This is a genomic window from Streptococcus sp. 1343 (genome assembly GCF_013277355.1).
GTDB lineage: Bacteria > Bacillota > Bacilli > Lactobacillales > Streptococcaceae > Streptococcus > Streptococcus pseudopneumoniae.
The window spans coordinates 93,409-107,306 of sequence record NZ_VMMT01000041.1; the positions used below are offsets into that span (position 1 = coordinate 93,409).

Sequence of the window (13,898 nt, forward strand, 5' to 3'; positions counted from 1 at the left end):
ATAGAAAATGAAAGAGAAACTCTAAAAACGTATGGAAGATTTGCTAGAAATCGACAAATTTTATTCCTCAAAAAACGAATACTTCCATAAGAGAAATTATTATTGATGAAGATTTAATATCTGTATTGGATGCATTGAAAGAGGAACAAGATAAGGTTCTTTATAATCGTGAAGAATTAAAGAAATATGATTTGGTCTCTTGTGATAGAAGGTATAAACTTTCTACAAATTATGGATTGAATAAATACTTGAAAGTATTTTTATCCGAACTTGGGATAGGTAGCCAAACCATGATAGCAAAAGCAGGCAGGCATATTTACGGTTTATATTTATTAGACTTCCTGCAAAACTAGAATCCTAGTTCATGATTGATAATACCAACAATCAAATTCATTTGTAAGCCGAAGCGTTTACGATGATTTCGATAGGTTGTTGAAAATATTTTAAACGTTTTCATAGTGAAATGAAATAAGAACAGGACAAATCGATCAGGACAGTCAAATCGATTTCTAACAATGTTTTAGAAGTAGAGGTGTACTATTCTAGTTTCAATCTACTATACTCTGTCAAAAATATTCTCAACCTTGATTCTCTCCTTAGATAGCGCATGGTTACAGGCTTTATCTTCAGCTGTTAGCAGCTTGAGTTTGCTGGATTTCCTCGGAGTTTGCGCTTGAGGATATAGCTTCATGAGCCCTTGATAAGCACTGTCAGCCAAGATTTTACCAGCTTGTCCGATATTTCTGCGACTCATTTTGAACAACTTCATATCATGACAATAGTTCACAGCGAGCTCCAAAGAAACAATTCTCCCTTGACTTGTGACAATCGCTTAAGCCTTCATAGCGTGGCATTTCTTTTTACCAGAATCATTCGCTAATTGTTTTTTTAGGGCGATTGATTTTTACTTCCGTCGCATCAATCATTACCGTGTCCTCAGAACTGAGAGGAGTTCTTGAAATCGTAACACCACTTTGAACAAGAGTTACTTCAACCCATTGACTCCGATGGGTTAAGTTGCTTTCGTGGATACCAAAATCAGCCGCAATTTGTTCATAAGTTCGATATTCTCGCACATATTGAAGTCGCCATAAGAAGGTATTCTAGGCTTAGTTTAGGTTTTCGTCCCCCTTTTGCGTGTTTACCTTGATAAGCTGTTTTCAATACAGCTAACATCTCTTCAAAAGTCGTGCGCTGAACACCAACCAGGAGCTTAAATCGTGCATCAGTTAGTTGTTTACTTGCTTCATAATTCATAGAACTATTCTACCATATTTTGTTTCGCAGGAAGTCTATTATCAAAAGGTGTTGATATATGGGCTGTTTCAAGATTACTAAGGCATAAAGATATACAACAAATTATTCAAACTTACGGACATACTCTAAAAGAGGGTTATTGATAAATAGTATAGGAAGAGCCTTAAAATAAGGTTTTTTCTATTTATCGATTCCAGCAGGGGGTATGTAATTAGATACTATAGTAGATTGAAACTAGAATAGTGTATCTGGACTTCTAAAACATTACTAGAAATTGATTTGTCCTATTCCTATTTCATTTTACTATAAAAACCGCTCAACTGAGCGGTTTTCGTCTATTCATACCCTCTTACAGTACCCATGTTCGGATGGCATGGGCAACACCGGATTCGTCATTTGTTTTAGTGATGTATTTGGCGATTTTTTTGATTTCTGGATTTCCATTTTCCATGACAACGGGGTTCCCAACGACTTCCAGCATGGCACGGTCATTTTCTTCGTCACCGATAGCCATGGTTTGATTTTTGGTCAATCCGAGTTTTTCAGCTAGGTGAGTGATGGCTGACCCCTTGTCTACATTCTTTTTAAGGAGTTCGAGGTAGAAAGGAGCAGACTTGTTGATAGAGTAGCGTTCGTAAAATTCTGCTGGTATCTTTTCAATTGCAGTATCGAGAACCTCAGGCTCATCGATGAACATACACTTGACGATTTCCTTGTCAGCCATTTCTTCAGGTGTGCGGTAGAAGATAGGCATGTTGACGAGGGTTGATTCGTGCACAGTGTATGTTCCGATATTGCGATTGGCAGTATAGATACCGTCCTTAGTAATAGCATGCATGTGGACACCGAGCTTACGACTGAGAAATTCCATATCCAGATAATCCTCATAAGTCAAGGATTCGCTGATAATCTCATGCCCTGTAGCAGTTTCTTGGACAAGGGCACCATTGAAGGTCACAACATAGTCACCCTCGTCTCTCAACTGCAAGTCGTCCAGAAGTTTGGCAACACCTGCGATAGGGCGGCCAGTTGCAATGACGACTTTGACACCAGCTTCTTTGGCATCTTGGATGGCAGAAAAGACTTCAGGAGTAATCTCCTTTTGACTGTTGACTAGGGTTCCGTCAATATCGACAGCGATTAGTTTAATACTCATAAAATTCCTCTTCTAGTTTTTATTTGGGGTAAAATGATCGTTCTCAATTAAGTGTAAAAATTGCTGGGTAATGCTAGCAAAGATGCTGTTTTGGTCCAACATTTCTTTTGGAAAATAAAAGCGATTATCTCCGTGGCGACTGCCAGCAAGGGATTGGACGATAGGAGACAGGCTAGAGAGTTCGGCCAGTTGACCATTTTTTTGTAAAATCTCAATCTGTGTCCGTGGATTTTCAGATTCGGGACGATAGATATCATAAGGGAGGTCAAAATTCTTATGAATGGCAGTGTAGTAGTCGGGATCAAAGCCGATATCCTCAACCAATTTTCTCATGCTAGCGAGTTGGTCTTGGTCTTCTTGTGAAAAAGTAATGGATTTAAAGACCTTGCGGTTGACAAAGCGTTGCGACAGGTCTGCAAGAATCTTGTCAGGACTGGTCATCCAGAGTTGGAAGTAGGTATTCATCACACCATCATCCAGAGCTAGATAGTCAGACAAGGTCACATTTTTTTCGAAGAAAGGCAGGAGGTGTGGAGAAGTTCGGGCAAAGAAATCCTTGTCCTCAGGATAGAGTTCCTTGGCGCGTTTGAGAAGATTCTGTAGGAGAACTTCCATGGCGCGTGTTGCGGGGTGGAAATAAACCTGCATGTACATCTGGTAGCGACTGAGGACGTAGTCTTCGATGGCGTGCATGCCATTGCGCTGAAAGGCGATACCATTTTCGACAGGACGAATGACTCGGAGGATGCGAGTCAGGTCAAATTCCCCATAGGATGCTCCTGTAAAATAGGAGTCGCGCAAGAGATAGTCCATACGGTCCGCATCAATCTGACTGGAAATGAGTTGCACCACCTGCTTGTTAGGATAGGTATGGTCTATGACACTGGCAACTTTTTCTGGAAAGTCTGGCGCCACTTGTAGCAGGACTTGGTGAATCTCCGTCTCAGGACTTTGGATGATTTCCTGGGTGATGCCCTCATGGTCTGTATCAAAGAGATGTTCAAAAGTATGGGAGTAGGCACCATGACCCAGGTCATGGAGGAGAGCAGCGGTCATGGTGAGGAGGGATTCGGCAAGATTCCATCCCTCAGGATATTTTTCTTCAAAAATCTCCGTGATACGTCGTGCAATTTCATAGACTCCTAGACAGTGGGAGAAGCGGCTGTGTTCTCCACCGTGGAAGGTATAACTGGAAGTTCCCAGTTGCTTGATACGGCGCAAACGTTGAAATTCTTTTGTATTGATCAAGTCATAGATGATTTGATTATTGACATGGATGTAGTTGTGAACAGGGTCACGGAATACTTTTTCGTTCATATGACCATTATAGCAAAAAGCTAGAGTTTTTGGTAAAATAGTAGGACAAGAGACAAGAAAGAGGACTTGATGTGAAGATTCGGATGCGAAATACGATTCAGTTTGATGAGCAGTTGGAAGTGATTGACCAACTTTATGACGTGGAAGTGCATGAAAAGGGAGATTATAGCTACCTGCTTTTCTATAATGAGGAAAAGGAAAAAGTAGTGATTAAATTCCATGGTCAAGAACTGGTGATGAGCCGTTTTTCAAATCCCAAGACCATTATGCGCTTTCTAAAGGATAGTGATAGTTTAGCCGACATTCCTACACCAATGGGCATGCAGGAATTTGTTATCCAAACCAGTCGCTATGAAGTTGATGGGCAAAAGATTGAACTAGATTATCAACTACAAAATCAAGAGGGACATCCCTTTGCCAGCTATCAATTGGAAATTACTTGGGGCTAGTCTCATGTCTTTTTCAAATTTACCTGGCTATCTTCTCGGATTGGCTTCCTAATGTGGTAGATTAGGCTAATTTTTGGTATAATAAAAGTTATGGAAATCGAAAAAACCAATCGTATGAATGCGCTCTTTGAATTTTATGCAGCGCTTTTGACAGATAAGCAAATGAATTATATCGAGCTCTACTACGCTGATGATTACAGCCTTGCTGAGATTGCCGAGGAGTTCGGTGTCAGTCGTCAGGCTGTCTATGACAATATCAAGCGAACAGAAAAGATTCTGGAAGATTATGAGATGAAATTGCACATGTACTCGGACTACATTGTCCGCAGTCAGATTTTTGATCAGATTTTGGAGCGCTATCCCAAGGATGACTTTCTGCAGGAGCAGATAGAAATTTTAACAAGCATTGATAATAGAGAATAAGAGGAAGAAAAATGGCATTTGAAAGTTTAACAGAACGTTTGCAGAACGTCTTTAAAAATCTACGTAAAAAAGGAAAAATCTCTGAATCTGATGTCCAAGAGGCAACCAAAGAAATTCGCTTGGCCTTGCTCGAGGCCGACGTTGCCTTGCCTGTTGTAAAGGATTTTATCAAGAAAGTTCGTGAGCGTGCAGTCGGCCATGAGGTCATTGATACACTTAATCCTGCGCAACAGATTATTAAAATCGTTGATGAGGAATTGACAACCGTTTTAGGTTCTGATACGGCAGAAATTATCAAATCACCTAAGATTCCTACAATCATCATGATGGTTGGTTTGCAGGGGGCTGGTAAAACAACTTTTGCTGGTAAATTGGCCAACAAACTCAAGAAGGAAGAAAATGCTCGTCCTTTGATGATTGCGGCGGATATTTATCGTCCAGCTGCTATTGACCAGCTGAAGACACTGGGTCAACAGATTGATGTGCCTGTCTTTGCTCTTGGTACAGAAGTACCAGCTGTTGAGATTGTTCGTCAAGGTTTGGAACAAGCGCAAGCCAATCATAACGACTATGTCTTGATTGATACTGCGGGTCGTTTGCAGATTGATGAGCTCCTCATGAATGAGCTTCGTGATGTGAAAGTATTGGCTCAACCAAATGAAATCTTGCTTGTCGTTGATGCTATGATTGGTCAGGAAGCAGCCAATGTTGCGCATGAGTTTAATGCTCAGTTGGAAGTAACTGGGGTTATCCTTACCAAGATTGATGGCGATACTCGTGGTGGTGCGGCTCTATCTGTTCGTCACATCACTGGAAAACCAATCAAGTTCACTGGTACAGGTGAAAAAATTACAGATATCGAAACCTTCCACCCAGACCGCATGTCTAGCCGTATCCTTGGTATGGGGGATATGCTCACTCTGATTGAGAAAGCTTCTCAGGAATACGATGAGCAAAAAGCTCTTGAAATGGCTGAGAAGATGCGTGAAAACACCTTTGATTTCAATGATTTCATTGCTCAGTTGGATCAGGTGCAAAACATGGGCCCAATGGAAGACTTGCTCAAGATGATTCCAGGTATGGCTAACAATCCAGCCCTTCAAAACATGAAGGTAGATGAGCGTCAGATTGCTCGCAAACGTGCTATTGTGTCTTCAATGACACCTGAAGAGCGTGAAAATCCAGATTTGTTAAATCCAAGCCGTCGTCGTCGTATCGCTGCAGGTTCTGGAAATACATTTGTCGAAGTCAATAAATTTATCAAGGACTTTAACCAGGCTAAACAGCTCATGCAGGGTGTCATGTCTGGAGATATGAATAAAATGATGAAGCAAATGGGAATCAATCCAAACAATCTTCCCAAAAATATGCCAAATATGGGAGGAATGGATATGTCTGCCCTTGAAGGAATGATGGGACAAGGTGGTATGCCTGACTTATCAGCTCTCGGAGGAGCAGGAATGCCCGATATGAGCCAGATGTTTGGTGGCGGACTCAAAGGTAAAATCGGTGAATTTGCCATGAAACAGTCTATGAAACGCATGGTGAATAAAATGAAAAAAGCGAAGAAGAAACGCAAGTAAGACGAAGGAAGGCCGCAGAGCTTTCCTTTTTTAGAAAAATAATAAAGGTCTATTTTGAATCTGTAAAGAATAAAAAATAATAATACTCAATGAAAATCAAATAGCAAACTAGGAAGCTAGCCGCAAGCTGCTCAAAACACTGTTTTGAGGTTGTAGATAAGACTGACGAAGTCAGTCACATATATACGGTAAGGCGACGTTGATGTGGTTTGAAGAGATTTTTGAAGAGTATAAATATAAAGAAAAATCAGAAATTGAGATTAGAGAACTCTTTTGATTTCAATCCTTATTTTTGATAAAATGAAGCTGTAATGTATTAAAAATGAAGCATTACAAAGATAGGATAAGCCAACTTAATTTGTTAGAAAATTAAAATTACAAAAGCTTGACAAAGCTAAGAAAGGATACTACCATGAGCACAGCACAGCACAGCACACAGGTGAAAACTCTGGACTTGAGAAATTAACTCTCACTTCAAAAGATGTTTTTACAGATAATATTTCAAAAATTGGTCAACTTTTTCCTGAAGTTCTGACGGAAAAGAGGGATGAATACGGCAGATTACGTCCTGCGATTGACTTTGAGAAGCTTAAACAGTTTTTATCAGAGGAAATTGTGGATGGTCGAGAATCCTATGAGTTTACTTGGGTTGGAAAGCGTGAAGCTATTGCAGAAGCTGGGCGACCAACTACTAAAACCCTAAGACCAGATCTTGATGAAAGTGTTGACTTTGAAAACAGTGAAAATGTCTTTATTACTGGAGATAATTTAGAAGTCTTAAAAATCTTACAAGAATCCTATCTAGGAAAAATCGATATGATTTATATCGATCCACCCTATAATACAGGAAAAGACTTTGTATATTCTGATAAGTTCCAAAAAACAGACGAAGAGTTGAAGGAAGAGATGGAACTTTTGGATGAAGAAGGACGCCAGGTAGTTGGGCTTACAAAAAATGAAAAGACTTCGGCCCGTTATCACTCAGACTGGCTCAATATGATGTATCCACGTCTCCGCCTAGCACGTAATCTCCTCAAGGATTCAGGTGTTATCTTTATTTCTATCGATGATAATGAACAAGCTAACCTCAAAGCTATCTGTGATGAGATATTTGGGGAGGAGAATTTTGTAGCAGGTGTAATTTGGAATAATAAATACACAGTTTCAAATGATACTGATATTTCGTACCAACACGAGAGTATATTAATTTACTCAAAAAATAGAAATTTTGGACAATTAAATTTATTACCACGTACTGAAAAACAAAATAAAAGTTATAAAAACAGGGATGATGACCCAAGAGGTCCGTGGAAATCCACCCCGATTCATGCTAGGAGTGGTAGCTTATCAAGTATTTATACTATTAGATTTCCTAACGGAGTTGAATGGACTTCTCCACAAGGAACATATCCTCGATATTCCAAAAACAAATTAGAAGATTTATACAATGATAATAGACTTTATTTTAATAAGAATGGAGGAGTAGATAAAAAAACATTTTTATCAGAGGTTAGAGATGGTGTAACAGTTGGAACCCTTTGGAATTATGAAGAAGTGGGACATTCACATGGTAACAATGAAGAATTAGCATTATTAATTAAGAAGGGTATGTTTAATGACCCTAAGGGAACTAAGCTATTAAGAAAAATTTTGAAGATTGGAAGTAAGAAAGATTCTATTGTATTAGATTTTTTCGGTGGTTCGGGTACTACGGCGGATGCAGTCATGCAACTGAATGCTGAAGATGGTGGAAATCGTAAGTTTATTCTGTGTACGTTGGATGAGGAAGTAGCAGATAAGTCTGCTGCTAAAGAAGCAGGTTATGAAACCATTGACCAAATTTCACGTGAGCGGATTCGTCGTGCTGCCGCCAAGATTCAAGAGGAGCATCCAGAGTTGGTTGACAAGCAGGACTTTGGATTTAAGGCTTACAAACTAGATTCTTCTAATTTTAAGGATGTTTCAGCTAGACCGGATCAATTTATTCAAGGAGAACTATTTGATAGTGTATCCAATATCAAGGAAGGACGTACTGGCCTTGACTTACTTTTCCAAGTTATTCTGACATGGGGAATGGAACTGTCACTAGCCATTGATTTGGATAAGGTAGCAGGAGCAGAAGTTTATGACGTAGATCAAGGTTCGCTCATGGCTTGTTTCGAAGATGAAATATCAGAAGAAGTAATCCGTCACATCGCTCAAGCACAACCACTTCGTGCCGTTTTCCGTGATAGCTCATTTGCCAATTCAGCAGATAAAATTAACGTAAGTGAAATCTTCAAAGAATTATCACCACATACAAAAGTGAAGGTGGTGTAATGTGAGCGAAATTCTAGATTTTAAAGATAGAGATATAGACTATGAGATTAATTTAAAATGCAATTCGATAGATACTGTAAGGGCAGCTAGAATTAATACAAGTAAAAGATTGTACGAGTATGCTGAAAAATGGGAATTGATCTTTTTAGCAATGAGTATAATGTCAACGGGTTTACTAGTGTATTCGCTAATAAATCCCGAAAATAAAGATAGATTAGCTTTGTCGGCTTTGTTTTCCATATATTCTTTGCTTGTCCAGAATTTTGTTGCTAAGTTGAATTATAATGAGAGAGCTCTGAAATTACACTATCATCAGTTAGAATTAGAAGACTTTTTACTTGATTTAAAATCAATTATTTTCCAAAAATCACTTAGTGATGATGAAAAAATTAATAAATACCAACAGATAATGTCAAGGTATCAAATTAGCCTACGCGGAAATGAAAATCATTCAGATTTTGATCACAAGTATGCTAAAAAGTATCAGAAGAGAAAATATGGTCAAGGCAATTCGCAATCTGACATGGAATCTAAAGTAACAGAAGAGACAATTGAAGATGGTAAGAAAAAGTGTTGCCTAAAAGATGCCTTTCTTTATATTGAGCAATTTATCAAGAGACATGATTTTAGTTGGAATAAAATCATTATTTGGTTTCAATATATATTGATTCCATTAGTTCTTATCTGGTATTTGTTTTTATCCTGAAAGTAATAAATTATAAAGAAGAAAATAAATTATGAAACTACAATTTAAAAAACAACAATTCCAGTTGGATGCGGTTAGTGCCATTGCAGATTTATTTCAAGGGCAAGCCAAACATACTGGAGTTCAGTATATGGCGGATCCAGGTCGTCTCAAGTCAGATGAGGTAGATTTGGTTTTAGATGCTTATCGAAATGCACCGATTCAATTGAGTCAAGCAAGTATACGAGAAAATGTTCATACTATGCAAACTCGCTATGGTTTGCGTCCTTCTGATAAACTATCGATTGATATGATTGCTGGACGAGAAGCTTATAATTTTTCCATAGAGATGGAGACGGGAACAGGGAAGACCTACACTTATATCCGTACAATTATGGAGTTGAATAAACGCTATGGCTGGCTTAAATTTGTCATTGTCGTTCCAAGTGTAGCCATTCGTGAAGGAGTTCTCAAATCTCTACAGATCATGTCAAGCCACTTTCAGATGGAGTATGGCAAACAACCACGCTATTTTGTCTACGATTCTTCACGTTTAGGTGATTTGGATAGTTTTGCCAATTCGTCAGACCTTCAAATTATGGTCATCAACTCTCAAGCTTTTAATGCGAAAGGGAAAGATGCGCGACGGATTCATTCTGAGCAGGAAAGTTTCCGTTGGCGTCGTCCGATTGATGTATTGGCAGCTATGAATCCGATTATGATTATTGATGAGCCTCAGTCTGTTGAAGGGAAACAGACAAAGGAAAGACTAAAAGATTTTAAGCCATTGTTTACGCTACGCTATTCGGCTACACACAAGGAAAAGCATGATATGGTTTATAGATTGGATGCCATGGATGCTTACAATCAAAAATTAGTGAAAAAGATTGCGGTTAAGGCTATTGAGCAAACTGGGACGACCGGGACACAAGGCTATCTTTATCTACAAGAAATCATTCCACAAAAAACAGGAGCACCCAAAGCAAAAATTGAGTTTGAAGTAAAAACGCAGTCAGGTGTCAAAAGGAAATTGAAGGTAGTGGAAGAACCCTTTGATTTATACGCTGAATCAGGGAATTTATCTGCTTATAAAGGAATGACCCTTAGTCACTTTGATGCAAGGGAGAACAAACTTCAAGTTGGCGTGACGCAAGAACTTCATGTTGGTGAAGTGATAGGGGAAGTGGATGAGTCGAGCATCAGAAGAATTCAAATCCGAGAAACTATAAAAAGTCATCTCGAAAAAGAAAGTAAACTGTACAATCGAAGAATTAAAGTATTATCCCTATTTTTCATCGATGAAGTGGCCAAGTATAAACAATATGATGAACATAATGATGCCTATAATGGTGAATATGCTCAGATTTTTGAAGAAGAATATCGAAATCAAGTAAACCAGTTTATCCAAACACAGGAACCAACTCCTTATCGTCGATATTTGGAGGCTAATCTTGAAGGAAATTCAGTTCATGCCGGTTACTTTTCGGTAGATAAAGTGAAGAAGTCAGATAAGACCATTTTTGTGGACTATAAATCTGCCAGTGAAAAGAAAAATAATCTTTCAAATGACATTGATGCCTATGACTTGATTATGAAGGACAAGGAGCGTTTATTGAGCTTTGAAGAGCCAGTTCGTTTCCTCTTTTCTCACTCAGCTCTAAAAGAGGGATGGGATAATCCTAATGTCTTTCAAATCTGTACGCTGAAGCAATCTTCAGCAGAGACTCGAAAACGTCAAGAAATCGGTCGTGGTATGCGTTTAGCAGTTGACCAAAACGGAATTCGTCAGGATTTTGAACTCTTAGGAAATGATGTTCATGAAATCAATAAACTGACAGTAATTGCAAATGAAAGTTATGATCAATTTGCTCGAAGTCTACAAGAAGAAATCAAAGAACTCTTAGCAGAACGTCCTGTAAAAGTGGATGTTACTCTCTTTACGAATAAAGTTCTAACGAATCAAGAAGGTCAAACAATACGAATTACCAAGGAACAAGCAGATTCGATTCATTTTGATTTGATTCGACAAGGCTATATAGACCGTGAAGGGCAATTGACTGCAGAATATTTTACTACAAAAGAAAATCATCAGTTACAACTGTCTGAAACACTAGCAGGTTATGAGGATAAGCTGGTAGAGATATTGGAGAGCGTTTATCATGCTGGACAGTATGAAATTGAAAATGCCAATAATGCGGTAATTCAATTCTCAAATGAGGTCAATCAAGAAAATATTGCCCGAAAAGAATTTTTAAATCTCTGGAAGCAAATCAATCGTAAGACGAGTTACCAAGTAGAGTTTGATGATGCGGAATTGGTAAAACATTCGGTTGACTATATCAATGAGAAATTAGTCGTTAGCAAACCAAGCTTTCATATAACTCAAGCAAGCGCTACTGAGATGAGTAAGGAAGAAGGTCTCCATCTCACAGTAGCTGAGAATGATCGTCAGCAAGAATATCTAACGGATTCGCAGATTATGACCAAATATGATTTACTAGGGGAAATTGCTGAACAGACTGGTTTAACTCGTAAATTGGTTGCGGAAATATTAAGTAAAATCTATGTCTACCAATTTGACAAGTTTAAACAAAATCCTGAAGAGTTTATTCTTAAGGTTTCAAAGCTCATTAATGAACAAAAAGCGAGTCAAATTATCAAGCATATCCAGTATAATGTGTTAAATGAAGAGTATGATATGGACTTGTTTTATGACAATCCTGAAACTGCTAACAGATCAGATGATCACTTACTTGAATCCAAAAAAGGGATTTACAATTTTGTAAAAGTTGATTCCAATACGGAGAAGACCTTTAAAGAATCTTTGGAACAATACGAGGATGTTCGTGTTTATGTGAAGCTACCAGGGAAGTTCAGTATTGCGACTCCGCTTGGGAACTATAACCCTGACTGGGCAATCGCCTTCCGTGAAGGTAGTGTCAAACATATCTATTTTGTTGCAGAAACGAAAGGCTCTATGTCTAGTCTTCAATTAAAACAAGCTGAGCAAGCAAAAATTGCCTGTGCGCGTGCTCATTTTAAAGCGTTAGCTCAAGCTGGATTGATTAGTGATCAGCACATCTATGATGTGGTTTCAAGTTACGAGGAATTATTAAATATTGTAAGATAGAGAGGTAAAAGAAATGGAATTTATTGTATATCGTAAGGGAAGAGAAGTAGCTGTTTTACAACGTAGGAGTGATGCAGAGAGATATGTGCGCTCTAAAACTGGATTTTTTGGTGAACCAGATGCTTACTATCAGATTGAACAAAGAGGTTGTTATTTGACAGAAGCAGCTGTAACTTACAAGGGATTGGCAGATGACTGTGCTGAATTGATGACTTTGCGAAAATTCAGGGATTCTTATCTAGCTTTTAAAGATGGTGGTCAGGAGGAAATTGAATCCTACTATAAGATGGCTCCTCAGATTGTTGCCAAGTTAGAAGAACATTCAAATCGTGAGGAAATACTAGAGTCTATCTGGTCAGGACTTGTCTTACCTTGTGTTTCCTTGATTAAAATAGGAGAGAATCAAACTTGCCATCAATTGTATAAAACATATACACTAGAATTGTCTCAAAAAGTGGTCCAATAAAACGAGTAGAGTATAGGAAAAGAGTTCGGGTCCTCGCTAACTTGTATAGTGAAGAGACCCCCTATTCTATTTAGATCCCCAATACCAAAACAAACGTGTCAAACTAATCACTAATAGAACATACTTGGAAGATTTTGAATGGAATGAGGAAGATACAAAGGAAGACAATTTCTCTAGCTGGCTTGATGAAATGGTAGGATTGTAAGGGGGGATTTTTACCCCTTGGGTTTTAAGAGTATATATAATTAAGATAAACTAAAAAGACTAACACAAAAAAAGAAAGTAGAGAAAAGAAAATGAAGTTATTAAAGGGTTTGGGCTTTGCCTTGGTATTGTTTTACATGGTTATATTTATTGGAGTAAACTTTGTGACTGTTGGGGTTGATAATGATAAAAAAGAAGAAACAACAAAAGAGATACAAAGGTATGAATTGTTAGACTAGACTAAAATAAAAAAGCATTATACAATAGTAATATGAAATCAACTAAAGAAGAAATCCAAGCTATCAAAACACTTTTAAAAGACTCTAGTACAGCTAAATATCATAAACGCCTTCAAATCGTTCTATTTCGTCTGATGGGTAAATCTTATAAAGAGATTATAGAGCTTTTAGACTGTAATCAAACAACGATTTGGCCAACTGTAAAAAAATATGAGGAGTTCGGACTCGACTCTCTCCTTCAAGAAACACGTGGTGGTCGTAACCATGCATATATGACAATTGAGGAAGAGAAAGCCTTTCTTGCCCGTCATTTGAAGGCTGCAGAGGCAGGAGAATTTGTTACAATTGATGCCTTATTTCAGGCTTATACAAAGGAGTTAGGTTCTTCCTACACACGTGATGCCTTTCTCTTTCCACACTTGTTCAATGGGGTTCATCTCTGGTGTGTATGGAGGAATAAAGGTAAAACCAATATTAGTCGGAATCTTTAAGGTACTTGATTTATGCCATATGGCATTGTCCATAACGAGTAAAAGATAATCATCTGGATAAGCTTGTGAAAGCTCTTCTAAAAAGGCGTTCATCCACTCAGTATGACATCCACCAGCGATTAAGAAAAATGATTCGCCTGTATGGGCATCAACAGCTCCGTAACAATAGCGAAATTCTC

The 13,898-nt window shown here is 38.2% G+C and carries 10 protein-coding genes and 5 pseudogenes; 10 read left to right on the forward strand and 5 right to left on the reverse strand.

Annotated elements, in window-relative coordinates; translation table 11 throughout:
• Window positions 1–335, forward strand: a pseudogene (locus HT709_RS12205) (site-specific integrase); the annotation flags it as partial.
• Window positions 336–349: 14 nt separating this feature from the next.
• On the opposite strand, the pseudogene HT709_RS06815 reads toward HT709_RS12205, so the two are convergent.
• The 4 genes and pseudogenes from HT709_RS06815 to HT709_RS06830 form a co-directional block, all read right to left on the reverse strand.
• Window positions 350–457, reverse strand: a pseudogene (locus tag HT709_RS06815) (IS5/IS1182 family transposase); the annotation flags it as partial.
• Window positions 458–559: 102 nt separating this feature from the next.
• Window positions 560–1,257: pseudogene (locus HT709_RS06820) on the reverse strand (transposase family protein); the annotation flags it as partial.
• 349 nt (window positions 1,258–1,606) lie between these two features.
• A complete protein-coding gene (gene yidA / locus HT709_RS06825) occupies window positions 1,607–2,413 on the reverse strand; it encodes a sugar-phosphatase (protein WP_172925620.1) in 807 nt (268 codons plus the stop codon).
• Between the two features lie 12 nt (window positions 2,414–2,425).
• Complete coding sequence (locus HT709_RS06830) at window positions 2,426–3,730, reverse strand: HD domain-containing protein (protein WP_001003510.1); 1,305 nt, start codon at window positions 3,728–3,730, stop codon at window positions 2,426–2,428.
• Between the two features lie 71 nt (window positions 3,731–3,801).
• Here HT709_RS06830 and HT709_RS06835 point away from each other — a divergent pair, with 71 nt between their 5' ends.
• The 9 genes and pseudogenes from HT709_RS06835 to HT709_RS06875 all read left to right on the forward strand — a co-directional run.
• Entirely contained in the window at window positions 3,802–4,179 is a 378-nt protein-coding gene (locus HT709_RS06835; RefSeq protein ID WP_014017237.1) for a DUF1934 domain-containing protein, read from the forward strand.
• A gap of 90 nt (window positions 4,180–4,269) precedes the next feature.
• A complete protein-coding gene (locus HT709_RS06840; RefSeq protein WP_000402066.1) occupies window positions 4,270–4,602 on the forward strand; it encodes a putative DNA-binding protein in 333 nt (110 codons plus the stop codon).
• Between the two features lie 11 nt (window positions 4,603–4,613).
• On the forward strand, window positions 4,614–6,185 hold the full coding sequence (ffh, locus tag HT709_RS06845; RefSeq protein WP_138707479.1) for a signal recognition particle protein: 1,572 nt from the start codon (window positions 4,614–4,616) through the stop codon (window positions 6,183–6,185).
• A gap of 615 nt (window positions 6,186–6,800) precedes the next feature.
• Window positions 6,801–8,504: a site-specific DNA-methyltransferase gene (locus HT709_RS06850; RefSeq protein WP_054388223.1), complete on the forward strand. Its 1,704-nt coding sequence runs from the start codon at window positions 6,801–6,803 to the stop codon at window positions 8,502–8,504.
• A 1-nt stretch (window position 8,505) separates the two neighbouring features.
• Window positions 8,506–9,210 carry an SLATT domain-containing protein gene (locus HT709_RS06855; protein ID WP_172925621.1) on the forward strand — a complete coding sequence of 235 codons (705 nt, stop codon included), beginning with the start codon at window positions 8,506–8,508 and terminating at the stop codon, window positions 9,208–9,210.
• Window positions 9,211–9,241: 31 nt separating this feature from the next.
• A complete protein-coding gene (locus HT709_RS06860) occupies window positions 9,242–12,319 on the forward strand; it encodes a DEAD/DEAH box helicase family protein (protein WP_054388221.1) in 3,078 nt (1,025 codons plus the stop codon).
• A 13-nt stretch (window positions 12,320–12,332) separates the two neighbouring features.
• Window positions 12,333–12,785: a CFI-box-CTERM domain-containing protein gene (locus HT709_RS06865; RefSeq protein ID WP_000394498.1), complete on the forward strand. Its 453-nt coding sequence runs from the start codon at window positions 12,333–12,335 to the stop codon at window positions 12,783–12,785.
• A 296-nt stretch (window positions 12,786–13,081) separates the two neighbouring features.
• Window positions 13,082–13,228, forward strand: a complete 147-nt coding sequence (locus tag HT709_RS06870; RefSeq protein ID WP_000770987.1) for a hypothetical protein — start codon at window positions 13,082–13,084, stop codon at window positions 13,226–13,228.
• Window positions 13,229–13,260: 32 nt separating this feature from the next.
• A pseudogene (locus HT709_RS06875) lies at window positions 13,261–13,635 on the forward strand (helix-turn-helix domain-containing protein); the annotation flags it as partial.
• Here HT709_RS06875 and HT709_RS06880 read toward each other — a convergent pair.
• A pseudogene (locus HT709_RS06880) lies at window positions 13,636–13,898 on the reverse strand (transposase); the annotation flags it as partial.